This is a genomic window from Prevotella multiformis DSM 16608 (assembly GCF_000191065.1).
GTDB lineage: Bacteria > Bacteroidota > Bacteroidia > Bacteroidales > Bacteroidaceae > Prevotella > Prevotella multiformis.
The window spans coordinates 651,911-670,307 of record NZ_GL872282.1 but is presented as its reverse complement, the minus strand read 5'-3'; the positions used below and the strand labels follow the sequence as shown (position 1 = coordinate 670,307).

The 18,397-nt window shown below is 59.4% G+C and carries 8 protein-coding genes; all 8 read right to left on the bottom strand.

Translation table 11 applies throughout. The features are described from left to right. Positions 1-303: 303 nt before the first annotated feature. Entirely contained in the window at positions 304-1,659 is a 1,356-nt protein-coding gene (locus HMPREF9141_RS02720; RefSeq protein ID WP_007366921.1) for a BACON domain-containing protein, read from the bottom strand. Between the two features lie 7 nt (positions 1,660-1,666). Next, positions 1,667-3,412, bottom strand: coding sequence for a DUF4302 domain-containing protein (locus HMPREF9141_RS02715; RefSeq protein WP_007366920.1), 1,746 nt, complete (start codon positions 3,410-3,412; stop codon positions 1,667-1,669). Between the two features lie 18 nt (positions 3,413-3,430). Beyond that, positions 3,431-4,354: a zinc-binding metallopeptidase gene (locus HMPREF9141_RS02710; protein ID WP_007366919.1), complete on the bottom strand. Its 924-nt coding sequence runs from the start codon at positions 4,352-4,354 to the stop codon at positions 3,431-3,433. Between the two features lie 199 nt (positions 4,355-4,553). Then, positions 4,554-6,242 (bottom strand): RagB/SusD family nutrient uptake outer membrane protein, encoded by a 1,689-nt coding sequence (locus HMPREF9141_RS02700; protein ID WP_007366917.1) that lies wholly within the window; start codon positions 6,240-6,242, stop codon positions 4,554-4,556. Positions 6,243-6,263: 21 nt separating this feature from the next. Beyond that, positions 6,264-9,572: a SusC/RagA family TonB-linked outer membrane protein gene (locus tag HMPREF9141_RS02695; RefSeq protein ID WP_007366916.1), complete on the bottom strand. Its 3,309-nt coding sequence runs from the start codon at positions 9,570-9,572 to the stop codon at positions 6,264-6,266. Between the two features lie 534 nt (positions 9,573-10,106). Next, a complete protein-coding gene (locus HMPREF9141_RS02690; RefSeq protein WP_007366915.1) occupies positions 10,107-13,814 on the bottom strand; it encodes a DUF6383 domain-containing protein in 3,708 nt (1,235 codons plus the stop codon). A gap of 250 nt (positions 13,815-14,064) precedes the next feature. Further along, positions 14,065-16,440: a S8 family peptidase gene (locus HMPREF9141_RS02685; protein WP_007366913.1), complete on the bottom strand. Its 2,376-nt coding sequence runs from the start codon at positions 16,438-16,440 to the stop codon at positions 14,065-14,067. Continuing rightward, positions 16,437-18,035 (bottom strand): hypothetical protein, encoded by a 1,599-nt coding sequence (locus tag HMPREF9141_RS02680; protein WP_007366912.1) that lies wholly within the window; start codon positions 18,033-18,035, stop codon positions 16,437-16,439. Before HMPREF9141_RS02680 ends, HMPREF9141_RS02685 begins: the two co-directional genes overlap by 4 nt. Positions 18,036-18,397: the final 362 nt, after the last annotated feature.

Sequence of the window (18,397 nt, the reverse complement as noted above, 5' to 3'; positions counted from 1 at the left end):
GGCTTTGCGAAGTCTTGTTCTGATTCCTCTGCAATATCCTGTCCCGATGGCAGAATCATGCCTGTTATCCGTTGTTTCTCAATGGTAATGTTCTGTAAAACGGGGCTTGCGGGAGCGTGCCCTGCAGGAAGCCCTTTTTCTTGCTGCCGAAAAAAAGCCCTGTCCTCGCATCTCGTGCTTGGACAGGGCTGTTCTTTTCTGCTTCATCAAAACAGGGAGGTCTTCAGGAAAGGGGTGCTGTCTCCCTTTCTTCATTTCCTCTGATGAGCGCCTCCGCTGCTCGATCTTATCCGGTGATCGATCTTATCTGATGAGCGCCTTCAGTGCAGACAGACCGGCGCCAGCCTTCTGCGGCATAGGCAGTGCAGGCTTTGCGCTGCCTGAAGAGGGCAGGAGGTGGTAGAACACCGGCAGCGTCAGGATGAGCATCGGCTTTCTGAATGTCAGTTTCTTGCCGGACAGCAGGTACTCGTAGATCCCCAGCGTATTGGCGTTGAAGCTGTTGACGGCAAATCCCATCTGTGCCAGACCGCTCTGCTGGCTCATGTAGTCGGCGTTCGCTCCGCTGTCCTCGAAGAGTCCCATGACGACCCCGTCTTCCTCGGAGGCCATCATCGTGGCTTTCATCGACAGCTTTTTGGATGCGAAGATGCTGTAGATGCCGGGCAGCGTAGACTGCTTGAATGTGTTGTAGTCGGCATCGCTTATCTTTCCTGCGTTGTGCTGGCTTTCGATCTGGCTGATGGCTTTCTGCAGGGCGAGGTAGAAGTCCCTGTCCCAGACGGAGGTCACGCGGAGCAGAGAGCCGCTGCCTCGGGGAGTCGACGAGAGGAGGTCGGCGCCCGTGAGCGAGAAGGCGAGGGTCTTGGGGTCGAAGCCGAGATGGACGACCATCGGCGATCCGCTGACGGCGAAGACGACGCTGCCGTCGGTGTTCTTCTTGATCGTACCGCTCATCCGGGTCAGCAGCTCGCTGAGATCCTTGGTCTGCGGGGTGAGCTTCAGGAGGTCATAGCCCTGGAGGAAATACGCCTTGCCGACGAAATCGTCCAGGCAGCCCTGTGTCACCGTGACGGTGTCGGTCTTCTGCCGGTTGGTGATCACGAGGTTGAAGGTGCGCGGCTCGCCGGTCTTGTTGGCATTGATGTGCGCCACGAACGCGTCGCCCTTGTCCTCGGTCGATGCGACGATGCCGGGAGGGGTGCCTTCCGCCACGTCGATGACCGGCTCTGCCCCCACCTTCGTGTAAGGCAGTGCCAGGGCGGTGTCGTTGTCATTGACGGCGATGTCCTCCTGGCCCGTGTACTTGAACTCGGCGCCCGACTGGAGGATGGAGAGGTTGGTGGAGTCGCTGCTGTTCTTGATGGTCAGCACGGCGGCGCGGCTGTCGGGTGCGGCGTTGTTGGTCACGCTGACGATGACGGAGTCGTCCTTCACCTCGGCCTTGGCCCATGCCTCGCTGACGGAGGCCGTCGACCCGGCCGGTGCGTTGAACTTCACGCCGCCCTTCTGTGCGTCGGCATTGAAGAAGAGCTTGGAGCTGACGATCTGCACGGAGTTCTCGCGCAGGTATCCGCTGCCAGCGTCGTCGTTGTCGCTGCAGGCGATGAAGCCTGCGGCGGCAACGGAGAGAAGACAAATATTGAATATCTTTTTCATAAAGCGTTTACTTGTTTAGTTTCACTTGGGATGCATTCCATGCCGGCAGGATGGATCTCCAGTCCATGTCGAAGCGTGCGACACGGTTCGCCTTGTACTGGGGCAGGGCGGTATCGTGTCCGCTGCCGGCAGCGTCGTCATCGAACAGCGGGGCGGGCTTTGCCGGCGAAGACGTCGAGGTCTTCTCGATTACGGCGTTCTGCCACTTGTCCAACCATCCGGCGAGGTTGTCCTCTGAGAACGGTTCGCCGGTGAATGCGTAGAGGACGATGATCTGCGTGGTCAGTCCGGTGTACTGGAGCCGTCCGCCGCTGATGACGAACAGCGGGCCGCAGAGCGAGGCCCTGATGTCGCCGTTGTCGGAGATCTCGAAGGAAATCAGGTTGTAGGCATTCGTGCCGACACCCGTTCCCTGGCTCTTGTTGATGTTGAAGGCATTGCCGATGTAATAGGTCTTGCTCTGTCCGTGGAGCGTGATCACCTTCTGTCCCGACTGCATCAGGAAGGCGTTGGCCGACTGCACGTAGGTCAGCGGGAAGATGTAGTCGGCTCCGTAGCCGCTCTCCACGTTGAGGAAGTACTTCCGGTTCTTGCCGCTGCCCGTGTAGCGGATCTTCGCATTGCGGGTCGTCTGCCTGAATGCCTCGGCGTCCGGATCGTATGCGGTCATCGTGAGCTTGTAGGAACCCAGGAGCGCCGGCAGGTCGTACTGCAGCACCTGTACCTGCGCCTCGTCGGTGCCGTTCGACACCTTGATCTTCGAGCCGCGGGCCTTGGTGGCCACGGGGTTGGCCTCCACCGCGATGGTCAGCGTGTTCCCGTCTTTGGAGAGGTGTACCCATGAGGCGTCGCAGGCAAGCTGGAGCTTGTCGAGGTGCGGGACGGTCTTCGTGACGGTTTTCGCTCCGTTCGACACGCTGACGGAACCGATGAGCCTGGCGATGGCGTTGACGTCGACGAAGCTCTCGGTCGTCTCGACGCCGCCGGCCGACAGCTTCGCCGTTGCGGAATCATAGGTGAAGTCGTACAGCCGTACGCCGTTCACAGTGACTGGCAGGTAGAGGCGGATGCCGTGGTCGGTGAAGGCGTAGGCCGATGTGCCTACCAGCGTGTTGCCGTCGTAGAGTGCCAGCTGGCGGTTGTCCAGGTCGGTGATGACGATGCTGTAAGGCTTCCCGCCGACGGTCACTTTCATCTCAGAGAAGATGAAGTCGGCGGACACCTCCGTCACTTTCTCCATGTATTCCGCCGCATCAGCCGTGAGCTTGCGGAGGTACATCGTGTTCTCCGACTTCTTGCCTTTCAGCTTGATACGGTCGGATCCGATGCTGTCGATGACGAACTCGAAGTCGCCCTCCTTGCCGCGGTACTCGCCGTCCTTCGGCGTCGCATAGACGTGGAGGAAGTCGTTGTAGGTGTCGAACGACAGCACGGGACCGCTGTCGTCCTTCATGCTGTAACGCGACTTCACCTCGCCGTCGTCGGGATTGTTCTCGTAGCGTACGATGGCGTTGTCGCGTGTGAAGCGGATGGTGTAGGCCACTCCGCCGTAACTCTGGTTGCTCTCCGGGTAGTAGTCCAGTGCCCATCCGTAGGGGGCCTTCACGAGCGTGTCCTGCGCCTGCTGGAGGAAATCCGACACACGTTTCGAATAAGGACTGTCGAAGACATCCTCCTGGTCCTTCAGGCACGACTGCAGGAAGAGTGCCGGCAGGGCAAGCAGAAGCGCGATAAATATTCTATTTGCTTTCATAAGTGATCCTTTCTTCAATTAGTTGAGATTCGTCAGATTGTAATTTCCGCTGACGACATCGTTCTCCCGTTCGATGACCGCGTCGCGCACCTTGTCGAGGTCGATTCCGAACGACTCCTTGTAGTATCGCTTGCAGATTTCGAGCTTCTTGTTGATGGCTGTCACGCCGGGCTGCTCTTTGGCGTCGTTCCCTTTGGCATCCTTGATGACGGCTTTTGCCAGAATGGCCTCCCACTGTGCGGGTGTCGAGATGATGTAGGTGCTGACGACCTCGGCGATGTCCTCGCGCTCCTCCTTCTGCGAGTAGGCGGTCACGAAGCCGCGCTGTTCGAAGCCCGTTCCGTACTTGCTCGAGCTCCAGGAGTCGTTGACATAGCCGTTGGGAGTCACCTTTCCGAACTCGCGCGGATAGTCCTTCGTCTGGTTGACGATGTGTACGAACTCGTGGTGGATGGTCTTCAGGTAGTACTCGTCCAGGTAGGCGCGGTTGTTCTTGAACTTGTCCAGGTGGTTGACGCCGAGCAGGCGGATTTTCTTTCCGCCCTCGGCCGTACCGAGTTTGATGTTGCCGTTGTTCTCGTACTCGAACTCGCCGAGGAAGCTGAAGAGCTTCGGGAAGTAGCGGCGTGTGAAGTCGATGCCGGCAGCCTGCGTGTAGGCTTCGACGCAGGTGTACTTGATGATGTGTGCCAGTTCGACGGACTGTGCCGAGTCGGCCGGCACGTCATAGTAGGCCATGTCCGACTCGTTGTCCTCGTAGCGCCACTGCACCTGGATGTTGTAGGGCGACACGAAGTTCTTGTACAGCCACTTGTCGAAGGCCGTTTTTTCTGTCGTGGAACGTTTGATGACGCTCTCACTCGAAAGGTCGTCTTCGGAACAGGAGGTGAAGCCTGCCGCAACGGCCGCCAAAAGCGATAAAGCCAATATGTTCTTTTTCATTTCTTATTCCTTGATTATTGATTCGTCATTCGGTTTCCGGAATCCGGTCCTGCAGGATGCCGCCTGCCGGCCGGTCCTGCTGTTCCCGGTACTTGGGAGTTGTATTCCCGATGCCTGGGAATCGTATTCCCGACGGCCGGGAATCATGTTCCCGACGTTCGGTAACGGCCGGGCCGGATGCCGGAAGCATTCTGTTCGGTTAGAGTCGGGCCTGTCCTGCGTACTTCGGCCGTGGGGTGTACGTATAGTCCGGCTTCGTGTACTGGCTGGGTGCGACGGCTTTCGGATTGCCCATTACGCCGGCCTCGCGGATGCTCTGCGGGATCTGCACCACCTGCCGGGGGTCGTCTTTCTTGAGCCAGTCGAGGTTGCGCAGCGGTTTCCCGTCGGCACCGATCAGGCGGCGCGGGATCTCGATGTTGTAGCGTTTGATGTCGAACCATCGCAGCCCCTGGAGTACGGTCTCGATGCGGCGCAGGTCGAGCACGCACTGGAGCAGCGACTCCTGTACGGATCCTTCAGCGCCGATGGTGAAGCGGGGGCTGAGGTGCTTCTTGATGCTCGGCACGAGCTTTTCGGCGTCGTCGTAGGCGTAGGGCAGGGCATCGAAGAAGGCCTTTACGCCTGCCGGGGTGAGCGTGACGGACGTGTTGAAGTAGTTCTGCATCCACGTCGTCATGTCGGCGCAGGCCGCATCGTCCTGTCCGAGCATGATCTCGGCCTCGGCGCGGTTGAGGAGTGCCTCGTCGATGGTGAAGTCGACGTTCAGCGTGCGCAGATAGCCCGAGCCGGTCGTCTTGTTGAGAATCTCCACTTCACGCGGCAGCTTCATCGTCATGGCGCAGTCTACCTCGCCCTGGTTGATGGTGAACGGCTTCCAGATGAGGCCTGACGCCGACCCCCAGATGTTCTCGCTCTCCGTCAGCTCCGTCTGCGACAGGTAGTTGGTCAGGGCGTACCGCTTGTATAGCCCCCATGGGGCGAGTGCCATGCCGGCGTAGCTGACGCTCGTCTGGATGAGCAGGTTGCATTCCGCCTCCACGTTGCAGTAGGCCTCGGCGATCTTCACGGCCTGCGAGGAGTTGCTCAGCGGCATGGCCTGCAGGGTGCGGTAGTCGCGCAGCGAGGCGCCGGGACTGCTGCCCAGGAGCTTGTCGGCGTATTCCTTGGCCTTGTCCCACTTCTCGTAATAGAGGTAGAAGCGGGTGGCGAAGGCGTAGGCGGCCTTCTTGTTGAAGTGGTACTTCGGCACCTTGTAGCTGTCGTTGATCAGCGGGATGCCGGCCTCGATGTCGGCGGCCATCTTCGCATAGTCCTCTGCCACGGTGCCGCGGTTGGCCTGTGCGGTCGTCTCGGAGAAGTCGGCCACGGTGGTCGCATAGAAGATGCCGGGGTCGGTCTGGCTGGTCTTGGAGTTGTAGGCGCGTCCGAACTCGTTGACGAGCACGAAGTGGTTGTAGGCGCGCAGCAGCAGTGCCTCGCCTTCGGAGTTGCGGAGCGATGCGTTGGAGGCGGCCCCGCCGAGTTCCTGGATGGCGTTCAGGGCTTCGTTGGCTTTGTAGATGCCTTCATAGTAGATCATCCAGATGTGTTCCGGAGAGTCGTTTCCGCCTTCGGTGTCCTCCTCCCAGAAGAACATCTGGTCGCCTTCACGGTCGCCCATGCTGTTGCGGGGACCCATGTAGTCGGTGTTGTCCGACATCCACTCGTTGATGAGTGTCGGGGTGCGGTCGGGGTAGGCCGTCACGAGCAGGCCGGCCACTTTCTCCGGGGTGTCCAGGGTGGTACGGTTGTCCGGCAGCGTGTCCAGCTCGTCGGAGCAGGAGGCGAGCAGTGCCATCGATGCGAACATCAGGCCGCTCTTGTATATGATATTCTTTATTTTCATAATTCCGTCTGTATTAAGAGTTTAAAGACCTAATCTCAGTGTCAGTGTGAACTGCTTCGGTACCGGAGCCGCTACACCGCCTGTGTTGAAGAACTCCGGATCCTGTCCGTTCAGCTTCTTGTCGGCATAGAACAGGAAGAGGTTGGTGGCCTGCAGCTTCAGTGCCAGGCTGCTGATGCCGATGGGGCTGATGAGGGATGCCGGGAAGGTATAGCCCAGCGAGATCTCCTTCATGCGGATGAAGTCGCCCTTGGCGATGCGTGCGTCGGAGTAGTTGTAGCTGTTGTAGGCCACGTTGAGCTGCGAGTCGTTGCGGTTCTGCCGGCGTGTGGCGATGGCCGGGATGTCGGTCGTCGCCTCGTCGCCGCCATGTGCCCAGCGGTTGCGGAACTCCTTGGGCAGTGCGTCCATGTCGTCGTAACGGTTGCTGAAGACCGGGTTGAGGCGCACCTTGTTGCCGAAGCTGTAGGTGATGAAGACGTTGAGGTCCCAGTTCCTGTAGCGGAAGACGTTGCCGAACGAGCCGGTCGTCGTCGGGTCGGCCGGTCCTTCATACTTGAGGAATCCGATCTTTTCCTGGTCGCGTTCCTGGAGGTAGATGCCGGAAGTCGTCCGGTTGCCGTCGGCGTCCCGGAAGGTCGGCAGACCGTCGCTGCTGAGTCCTGCGAACGGAATGCTGAAGATGGAGTTCACGGGATAGCCTACGAGGCTGTAGCCCGTTCCCTGTACGAGGTCGATGACCCGTGCATGGGTGAAGAGGCTCGTGATTTCGTTGTGTGTCCAGGAGAAGATGAAGTTGGTCTCCCAGCTGAAGTCCCTGCTCCTGATGTTCTGCGTGTTCAATGACAGTTCGACGCCGTTCGACTTCATGGCGGCGACGTTGGCGAGGTTGTAGGACCCGAGGTTCGGATGGTTCACGTAGCCGATCAGGTCCTTGTTGCGCCGCCAGTAGAAGTCGGCGGTGAGGTTGATGCGGTTGTCGAGGAAGCCGAAGTCGAACCCGAGGTTGAACTCGCGTTTCTTCTCGTAGGTGAGGTTCTTGTTGCCGAACCGCTCGTCGTAGCCGGTCTCCTGGACGGTCGTGAACGGCCGCCAGGGCACTACCGCCGTGAAGATCGGCAGGGAGTTGGTGACCGGCGGGCGGTCGCCGGTGAGCGAGTAGCTCAGACGGAGCGTGGCGTGGGTGAGGGCTTTCTTGAAGACATCGGCAAACCATCCCTCCTCGTGTGCGTTCCATGCGCCGGAGACGTTGTAGGTAGGCAGCCAGCGGGCGGAGGTCGCCTTGCCCAGATAGTTCGTGCCCTCGTAGCGGAAAGTACCCGTCACCTGGTAGCGACCTTTATAGGAATAGGTGCCCGTTCCGAAGTAAGCCAGGCTGCGGATGTGGGTGTTCGCAAGCGAATAATAGTCTGTTCCTTCCTCCTGGAACATCTTGAAGGCACGGTAGTTCAGCTTGGCAATCTCGCCGGAGTCGAACATCATGCCCCATTCCCGGTCGAAGGTCTGTTTGCGGTCTACGCTGTTGGTCTCCATACCTGCATAGAGGTTCACGATGTGCGTGTCGTTGAAGACATCGTTGTAGGATGCCGAGAAACGCGAGTCCCAGCCGAAGAAGTGGTTGCCGGTGCGGTCAAGGATACCGCCTTCCGGCAGGACAGACTCCGGCAGGGCGAACGGATTGTCAGGGTCGGTATAGAGGTAGGGGTTGGCGTCGCGGATGGTCGTCGTCCCCATGGCCCGGTAAGCCAGCGCCTGGTTGGAGTTCTCGCGCACGATGTGTTCCATCGTCGAGGCGGCGCTCTTGACGGCCACCAGGGCGGTGAGCTTCACCTTCGAGATGGGCTTGTAGTCGACGCTCGCCTGGATGCGGAGGTCGTGGATATTGAGGTCCATGTAGTTGTTGTCCAGCTCGTTGAAGATGTTGAACGGCGCATAGTTGCGGGTGTAGAACACGTTGGGGTCGAGTGTACGCGACGTGTTCAGCGAGTAGGAGTAGGGGTTGATGTCGAACGCCCGGCTCACGGTTCCCGATGCCGGGTCGACGGTCCGGGTCAGCGAGCCCGGTGCGCGCTGCTTGCGGTAAGAGGCGTTGGCGATGAGGTTCAGGCCCACCTGCTTGCTGATGTTGTAGGTGGTGTTGAGGTTGCCGGTGTAACGTTGTACACGGCTCGCCTTGTACCATCCGGGGTCGTACATGGCGGAGAGGGAGGCATAGTACTGCCCCTTGTCCGTACCGCCCGATGCGCTGACGGAGTGGTTGTGCATGATGGAACTTGAGAAGAGCCGGTCGAACCAGTCGGTGTTGCGGTATTCGGCAGCCCGCAGGTAGGCATCCCGTGCGTCCTGCGTGTTCTCCAGTCCGAACTGTCCTTTGGTGGCGTTGTACTCGGAGAGCAGCTGGTACATATACCCGTAGACGCCGCTCGTCGAGGCATTGGCGATCTCGGCATAGTTCAGGTAGCCCTTCTTCTCCAGTTCCCGGTAGACCTCCATCTGGTCCTGCGAGTTCATGATGTTGAAGTTGCGGTAGCTCGGCTTCAGGCGCAGCGTGTATTCGCCGGTATAGCTGAGGTGGCTCTGGCCGGCTTTACCCTTCTTCGTCGTGACGACGATCACGCCCGCCATGGCGCGCGCACCATAGATAGAGGTGGCGGAACCGTCCTTGAGGATCTGGAAGCTCTCGATGTCGTCGGCGTTCAGCCCGGCGATGGCGGAGGAAATCAGGGTCTTCGCGTCACCTGACGACAGGGAGCTTGCATCGACATTGGCGATGTCTTCCATGATGACGCCGTCGACTACCCACAGCGGCTTTGACGAACCGAAGATGGACGTGGCACCACGCACACGAATCTTCGGTGCCGTACCGAATGTACCCGAGACGTTCTGGACACTCACGCCGGCGGCGCGGCCTTCGAGCGACCGGCTCACGTCCGCCATACCGTCGATCTTCGCCTTGGAGGCATCGATCTTCGTAGCGGCACCCGAGAAGAGACGTTTGTCCTGCTGGGTCATACCCGTCACGACGATCTCGGTGAGCTGGTGGTTGTCGTTGGCAAGCACCACCTTCATGCCGTCCCTGGCGGTGAGGGTCTGGGTGGTCATGCCGATGTAACTGACTACGAGTTTCTTTCCTGCAGGAACATTGAGCGAGAACTTTCCGTCGATGTCGGTGACCGTTCCAGTCGTGGTACCCTGTACCATGACCGAAGCACCGGCGACGGCTTCTCCGTCTTCCTGAGAAACTACGGTACCATTGATTTTTGCCTGGCCTAATGCCGTGCCGATAGACAGGACAAGTCCAAACAAAAATAAAGCGAATCTTTTCTCCATAGAACTCTTTCTTGAATGTTAATGAATTATTGTTGTGTAACAGTTTCTCTCAATCTGCGCCCCTTCCCGGCTGCGGGGTAGGCGGGGTAGGCGGTGATGGGCGGTGATAAGCGATGATAAGCGATGAGGGGCGATGACGGGGGGATGGGGTGATGGGTTTTGAGGGCGATGGAGCGTATATAGTTTATGTGAGGTCCGGATGGGGGTAAGGTCCGCTGCGGTTTACTTAGGAAACTTTAAAGGTTCTGTCTCCTTTGCTTGCAAAATTAATGAATATTTAGAGAAGATGCAAGTTTTTGACAGAATAAATTACATTTCTTTCTTAAAATCGGTTGATTTGTTATTAATTTTAAGCAATGGAGGGCTTCCGATACACTATAAAAAGCCCTCCCCAAGCCGCTCGGAGAGGGATTGGGGAGGGGATGAAAGGGGAGAGAAGCCTTCCCCAAGCCCCCTCCGAAAGAGGGGATGGGTAGGCGGTGATAGGCGGTGATAAGCGGTGATGGGTGGCTTATCAGTGGGTTTATCGGCGGCTTATCTTACGCCGACCTTGGCAGCCTTGTTGCCCACACGTACGATGTAGGTGCCGCGGGACAGGCTGATGCGGACAGCATCGCCGGCAGCCTTGCCCTGATAGGCCACCTTGCCGTCGATGGTGTAGACGGCGACAGTGTGCTTTCCTGCGCCGAGGACGGTGATGCCGCCGTCGGTGAGCTGTACCTTCACGTCCTCGCCGGCACGGACATCATCGATGCCGGTCGGCGTGAACTCGATGTAGTTCGTGTGCAGGAGGGCATTGGGGAAGTTGTCGTTTGCCAGCACGCAGACGAGGTTCGTGAACGGCTTTTTGAGTTTCAGCGTGGTGACACCGTTCTCGATGGTGTATTCTTCGTCCTTGACGAGTTCCTCGCCCTGCAGTTCGCCGTCCACATACTGTACTTTGCCGACGAACCATCGGTAGGTAGTCGGTTCACCGCCTACGACGGCCTCGGAACTGAGGTCGACCTTTCCGTCGGCACACTTGACGTCGAGCGGTGCCTGGAGGTTGTAGGAATACCGGTTGAACGGTCTGCCGTTGTTGCTCGGCAGCGGCATGGTAGAGAACTTCAGCCGGTTGCCGACGACGTTCAATACCGACAGATTCGGGCATTGCGACACGTCCACTTTCGTCAGCTTGTTGGCGTTCAGCCAGAGCTGTTCCAGTGCCGGGAGCCTGTCGAGCGACACGCTTTCCAGTTCGTTGTTGCTCAGATCGAGGTTCCAGAGGTTCGGATTGTCGAGTGTGATGCTGTTCATCTTGTTGCTGGAGAGGTAGGCCAGTTCAAGGCTTTTCGCCTGTGAGAGGTCGAATGTCCTGAGCTTGTTGCCGATCAGCGAGAGAGAGTGGATCTTCGGGAACTTCGTCAGGTCGATTTCGCTCAGCTCGTTTCCGTCGAGGTTCAGGTCGGTCAGCGTTGAGGAAGCCGGGAGTGTGATCTGCTCCAGCCCTGTATTCGCCAGCGTGATGAGCTTGGCGTCTTTCAGCCCGGAGAGGTCGGCCTGGCTCATCTTGACGTTCGACACGCTGAATACCTTGAGCTTGTCGTCGGCCTCGGCCACGAGGACACGCACCTTCGTGTTCTCCTTCGACTTGGCGCGGAAGAGCTTGTAAGTCGTCCCGAGCGTGTACTGGGTCACGTTGCCGTCGCCGTTCCACTCGAAGTAGACCGACTTGCCCGGCACGTAGCTGGCCAGAGAGAGCTGCACGCTGTCCGTCTTGCTGACCGTCGTGAACGAGGCCAGTTCGTGCTGCGGCATGGCGATCGGATGCACGCAGGTCGTCTTGAAGACGTCGGCACCCTTGAAGTCGGGATAGCCCGGATGGGTCATCTCGCAGTAGATGGAGTCGAGTGCGAGGTTGAGGAACTTCGCCGACCCGTCCGTGAGGGTGTAGTCGGTGCCCGGCTTCAGCGTCTCTCCGCCCTTCTTCTTCCATACGAACTGCGTCTTGGCGCCGTTCCGTGTGATGTTCTGTTCGGAGAGGTCGATGCCCGGCGAGGAGGTGGAAATCTGCAGGATATGCTGCGGTGCGTAGATGAACCTGCCCTGCGGCAGTCCGAAGTCGGAAGGCATATTGCCCAGCGTGAAGCGGTTGCCGCTGACGTTGAGCTTTGCGACCGGTGCGACCGGCGGAATCTTCACCTCGTCGAGTTCATTGTTCGACACGTTGACGTCCTCGATGAGCTCGCTGTGGTTCAGCAGGACACGTGTGAACTTGTTGTACGACAGGTCGAGCGTACGCAGGTTGTCGGCATCAGACACATCCAGCTTCTCCAGGTTGTTGTGGCTGACGTTGAGCCGGCGCACGGCATAGAGGTCGTTGAAGCGGATGGAGTCCAGCTGGTTGTGGCTCAGGTCGATGTCGGCGAGCTTGCTCTTGTAGAAGTAGGACGACGGTCCGCGGAGGTCGACGAACCGGAGGCTGTTGCCGGAGAGGTCGAGCTTCTCGAGCTTGTTGTTGTAGCCCATGTCGATGGCGGTCAGGCCGGCGTTCCGGAGCGAGAGCGTGCGGAGTTCGGTCAGTGCGGAGAGGTCGATGTTGTCGATGTACTGCCCGTCGGACTCGAGCGTCGTCACGTAATGGTCCTGCGGCACGTAGACGATGATGTTGCCCGATCCCGTGCGCACGTCATTGATGTTGGGCGTCGCGGGATGCTCGGAAGTCACCTTGAGCGGCTTCGTCTCGCCGCTGCCCAGGTCGACCTTCACCGTGACCGGCTTGTCTTCCGTCGCGCCGAGGATGCCGACGGACATCTTCACCGGCGAGCCTTCCGAGCCGAGGCTTGACAGCTCAATGGCCTTCACGTCCTTTCCGAAGTCTTCGGCGGTCTTCACCCGGAAGTTCTCCGTGCGGATGGGGTAGTCCTTGAGGACGCTGTTGGTGTACTGTACGAAGACCTCGTCGTCGAGTGCCTTCTTCAGCGTCACCTTGCCGTCCTTGTAGTCATAATAGGTGTCGTCCAGCTCGACGGGCTTCGTCGGGTCCTTCTTCGGGACACGGAAGAGCCTGCCCTGCGTGGTCGTCTTCGCGCGGAGCACGCGGCTGCTGAGGTCGATGACATCGCCCACCTTGTAGGTGTCGTTCAGCTCCATCGGGTTCTGCTCATGGTAGTACTCGAACCAGTTGCCCGGCCAGGGAAGCGTGGCGAAGTCCATGTAATTGTAGCGCACGTTGACGCTGTAGAGGTCGGGGTTGTGGCTCACGTCGAGGCTGTGCAGCAGGTTGCGGTCGCACGAGAGGGTGAAGAGCTTGGGGTTCTGGCTGAGGTCGAGCGTCTTGAGGTTGTTGCCGCCGCAGTAGAAGTAGTATAGCTCCGGACAGTGCGTCACGTCGATGTTGTCGAACTTCACGTCCGTGTTCACCGTACCGGAGGAGTGGGAGATGTAAAGCTGTGTGATCTTCGGGTTGTGGCTGAGGTCGAGCGTCTTCACCCGCGAGTCGCCGACGTTCAGGATCTGCAGCTCGGGGTTCTGCGAGAGGTCGACCGATTCCACGCTCGTCATGTCGAGGCTCAGCCGCTGCAGCCTGGGACAGGCGGTCGGGTCGACGGCCTTCAGTCCCAGCGTGTGGTAGGCGTCGAAGGAGCGGAGCTTGGGGAAGTTGCGGAGCGTGAAGTCCGGTGAGAGGTGTCCGATCTGCGGAATCTCCAGCACGACGAGTTCCGGCATGCTGCCGATCATCAGCGGTGTGGACTTCGTGAAGGGGTTGTCCTGCAGGTAGATGACGTTCAGCGTCTGCAGGCGGTCGATGTTGAGTGCGTTCAGCGCGTTGTGTTCCAGGTTGAGCACATGGAGCTTGAGGTTGCTGCTGAACTCGATCTGATCGATTTCGTTGCCCGAGGCATTGAAGAAGTAGAGGTTGTCGGGGTCGCCGGTGATGGTCACCCATCCTTCGTCGGAGACCGTGCCGGTGAAGAGCGAACCCTTGATGGAGATGTCGCCGTTGTCCGACTCTACCTTGGCCTTCTTCACGTCGAACTCCTGGTCGCCGGCTCCGCAGTCGATGCTGACGGTCATGTCCTGGTCCGTCGCACCGAGCACGAAGGAGACCTGTGCCGCTATGCCGCTGCTTTTCGCCTTGGCGGGCACGTTGGTGTGGAACCTGATGAGCTGCTCTTCTTGTGCATGCACGGCAGCGGAGCTCCACAGCATTGCCATCAGCAGCAGAAAGACTGACGGCAGGAAAGTAAACTTTTTCTTCATACGATTAGGAAAAAATGTTATGTTCTGAGTTTGTTTTTTGTCGGTTGTCCGTCTTGCCACGGATGCCGCTGACGGGCTGCCGGCAGGCTTCGAGCCGTACCCGGCGACCGGAACTCCTGTTCCCGGCGGCCGGTACTCCTGTTCCCAACGGCTGGTACTCCTGTTCCCGGCGGCCGGTACGCAGGCTCCCGGTATGCGGGCGGAGGGTGTACCCTGTTCCGCCGCCCGTCCGGCGGCATGCCCGCACCGGTCAGTAGATGACGATGCGCTGTGCCTTGCCTCCGTTCACCTGGATGAGATAGACACCCTTCTGCCAGGCGGAGGCGTTGACGCTGGTCTCATCGCCCTGTGCCGACTGCACGTGGACAAGCTGGCCGCCGGGCGAGTAGACACGCACCGTGAGCGGTGCCGCACCGGCGAGGAAGACATCGAACGAACGCTCCCCCGTCATCGTGATGACGGCCTTTCCCGTGCCTTCGGATGCCTTCACGCCGCTGATGCCGGCAGACTGTTTCTCACGCAGCACCTGCTTCAGTCCGGCGTAGGCGTCGAACTTGCCGGCCCCCCACTGTACCGGGTCGCCGGTGTTCTTCACGAAGTCGTCCTTGCGGGCGGTCTCCCTGATGATGCGCTCGACGTCCCTGCAGGTCAGCTTCGGGTTCGCCTCCAGCCACAGGGCGATGGCTCCGGCGACGACCGGCGTGGCCATCGACGTGCCGAGCGACTGGTGCCAGTAATAGGTCTTCTTGCCTTTCGTCAGCTTGCCCTGCAGAGCCGCCTGCGTGTAACCCAGGTCGGGGTTCTCCACGGCGTAGGTGTTCACCGAAGAGATGACGGACGCGCCCGGCGCGCAGACGAGCGGCAGATTCCGGCCGTCGGCCAGCGTGCCGAACGACGAGAAGCGGGATGCCTCGCCTGCGGGGAAGTCGTCTTCCTGCCCTTTCTTGTTGTATCCGTAGACGAATCCGTCGATGGAAGGCCAGTGGTTGCGCACGTTGTAGCTGCCTACGGTGATGATGTTCGCCGCACAGGCCATGTCGCTGATCGATCCGTTGCGTGTTCCGCTGACGAATCCATCCTGCTTGTCGTCGTCGAAGTAGATGTGCTGTGCGTCGCCGTAGACCTCGACGCGCTGCCCGGCTTCCTTGCTCTTGATTTCCAGCGACAGCTTGTAGTTGCCGTCCTTGTTGGTCGTCTGGTTGTCGCTGGTCATGATTTCCGCCATGGCATAGTAGCGTCCTGTCTCGGGATCTTTCATCGAGGCCACGCTGACGTAGCCGTCGAAGGCCTTGGCGAAGGCCTGGTTGATGACGGCCCCCGTCATGGAGTAGTCGCCGCCGGAGGCGTAGGTCGTCGCCTGTCCGTTCGAGTTCGTCAGCACGGGGATGCGTACGACGGCGCGGTTGTCGCGCCTCCTATTGGTCACGACGATCTGGAATTCGAATTCGGTGCTGTCGTTGCTGTAGGCGGCGATCTGTCCGTTGCGGAGGTTGTAGTAGGTCTTCTTGCCCGACGGAAGCTCCCCTGTCTGCATCGGCGTGAGGAAGGTCTTGACGGTCTCGCCGGCCTTGTCGAAGGTCTTCTTCAGAGCCACGGCACGGTCGGCCTCGTTGCCGGCCGCCACGCAGATGATGGCGTGCTTGCCTTCTTCGGCCAGGAACCTGTTCATCACGCTGGTGGAGTCGTGTGCGCCGAGGTTGCTGCCCAGCGACAGGTTGATGACGCAGGGCTTGGGCTCCTTGCCTGACAGGAGCGCGTACTGCACGGCGTCGTCGACGCCGAATGCGATGTACTGGTCGCGCAGGTCGCCGCAGGAAGCCACGAGCTCCGACTCCGTGGCGCAGCCGTAGAAGGGGTTGGGCTTCTGCACGTTGTGGGAGACGTCGTTGTCCTCGGTCACGGCATAGGTGATGTCGCCCTTGTACCCGCCGGCCATGATGCCCGTTGTGTGCGTGCCGTGGAAGTTGGTGTTGTTGTCGGTCGTGAAGTCTTCGATGGCGTAGGTGTCATCCCGGTTCTTCATCGTGTCGAGCACGGCGCGGGGGTAGTAGTTGTCGTAGTGGTAGCCTTTGGGATCCTGCTGGCTTGCGGTGATCTTGCTGATGTAGCCGAAGCGGGTCGTGCCGTCGGGCTTGAGGAAGTTGATGTGGTTCGGGTCGATGCCGCCGTCGACGATGCCCGTCACGACTCCCTTGCCGGTATAGGCCTGCGGCAGGTCGATGCCCTGGTGGATCTTGTCGACGCCGATTTCCTTGCGGACGACGTCCATTTTCTGGTACATACGGCGCGGCAGCTCCATGCGGTGGACGCATTTCAGGGATGCGATGCGCTCGACATCGGCCAGGGGGACGACGGCGATGGCGATGCCGCTGCGCATGCGCAGCACCTCCACGCCCTCCGCTTCGAGCTCTGCACGGCCGTTGCCGCCCTTGAGTTCGATCATTGCCATCGTGCTCTGCGGGACACTCTGCCGCCGCTCGAACGCGCGGGTGCGGCTGTTGTAGGTGGGGATGGCCGTGTTGCGGAGCCTGTACAGGGCCATCTGGCTCTGCAGGTCGAGCTTCGACTGTCCGGAGGCTGCGGCTGCGAGAGCGGCGCAGAATGCTGTGAGTAGAATCTTTCTCATCGCTTGTTGATTGCTGTTTTTTTACCGTTGATAATATATATTCCCTTGGACAGGCCTGTTCCCTGTACGCGTGTGCCGTCGAGGCGGTAGACTTCCGCCTCTCCGCCGCGTGCCTGTCCGATGGTTCCGATGCCTGTGGGGGCACCCTTGAGGAACACCTCCAGGCGGTCGTTGTTCTTCAGGTCGAACTCGAAGCTGGTGCCGCCGGGGTAGGAGGGGGCGAGCTTCGTGCCGTTCAGTTTCACTTCCATCCTGCTCAGGTCGTTGCCGTAGGCTGCGAGCAGGAAGTGATGGTCGTCGGCCGAGAACATCACGGTGTTCTCGCCGGTCTGCATCGGTACGGTGCTGTGGTCGGAACGGTAGAAGTTGAAGCCGTAGCCGGCTTGGCTGATGTCGTCGATGAAGACGGTTGCCTTCTGGTCGCGCACGACAGCCGAAGTGGTGACGTCGATCTTCATTCCCTCCGTCAGTCTTATGTTGTAGGCTCCGTCATAATCGGCCGACTGCGCCGTGCCGTCTGCCTTCACCGACTCGATCCTGCAGCCGCTGTTGGGCTTCAGCTGGATGAGGCTGTTCTTCTCGCTCAGCTCGAGTGTGTTCTCTCCGTCATGGAGGGTGATCACCTTGTTGTCATAGCTCTGGCCCTCGTAGGCGGTGATGTTGGCCGCCTTGTCCACGGTCAGCGTGGCCTTCACGGTGGCGTACCTGTGCGCCTGGATGTCGAAGGCGGTGGCTTCCCTGACGTAGCACTCATAGGTGCCGTAGACCGTCACGGGGGTGCCGTTCACCTTGAAGGCATCGAGGGAATAGTTCGTCTTGTCGAATTTCAGCGACAGCTTCGAACCGGCCTTCACCGTGAAGCCGGCCTCCAGGAAGTCGCCGACTGCCGTTCCGTCGACCGTCACTCCTGACAGGACACCCTTTGCCGCAGCGTCGTTGAACCCGAAGGTCACCGGACAGTCTGTATCGGGATAGCCGGCCGTGATGACGATGGTGCTGCCCTGCCTGGGCACGACGAAGTACTGGCCGTCAGAGGGCACTACGTCCTGTCCGTCGACCGCCACCTTATATATAGGGGCTTCCCCGTAGTTCCTGTTGCTGATGACGAGGGTCTTCTCCGTGCCGGGAATCCATTTCACGGTGTTGTCGCCGTCCGTCAGGTCGACGGCGGTCTGCGACTCGTAGCGCATCATCTTCACCTTTGCGGCATGGTCGACCGTCACCGTACACGAGCCTGTGCGGTCAGCGTTCAGGTCGCCGCTCTTCACGGTGAACGTTGCGTTCCGGTCTGATTCGGAGATGTAGAGGCTGCAGCTCGTCAGTCCGGAGATGGTCTGCGGGGCGGCATCGCCTTGCGTGCCTTTCTTCGTGACGCTCTTCAGGTAAAAGCCCTGCCTGGCCTCGATCTGCACCGAACCGTACTGGGGTACATTCACCGTATTCGTTCCGGTGACGACGGCGACAGGTGCGTAGTTGACTTTCACGGTCACCCGGGCGGCGTCGTCCACCTTGATTTTCACGGACGTGTCAGCCTTTGCCGTTGCTGACGACAGAGCCAGTACCGCCAGCAGAAGGAAATAGTAAACCTGTTTCATATATTACGTTTTGATTGTGATTGCATGCCGGGAGCCGGTGGGCTTGTCGGCCGGAATCCGCAGGATGGGATCGGTCGGAATCCGCAAGTAGGGTTTATTTATGGGAAAACGATGTTTTTTTGTTCACAGTGTCCTTTCTGGTAAGAGTCTGTTGCAGGCAGCTTCTTGTAGATGCCGGTCGGGCAGAGAGGCCGGCTGTCTTCAGACATCCGTGTGCAAAGGTAGGTATAAATTATAAAAGAAGAAACCGTTTTCCCTCTTTTTTAAATCCTTTTTTATCGTTTGTGTTGTAAATTTGTAAGATTTGCAGCCTTATCCTGTGTTTCCCGGAAGGGGAAGAGGCCGGACGGCCGGAGCAGGGG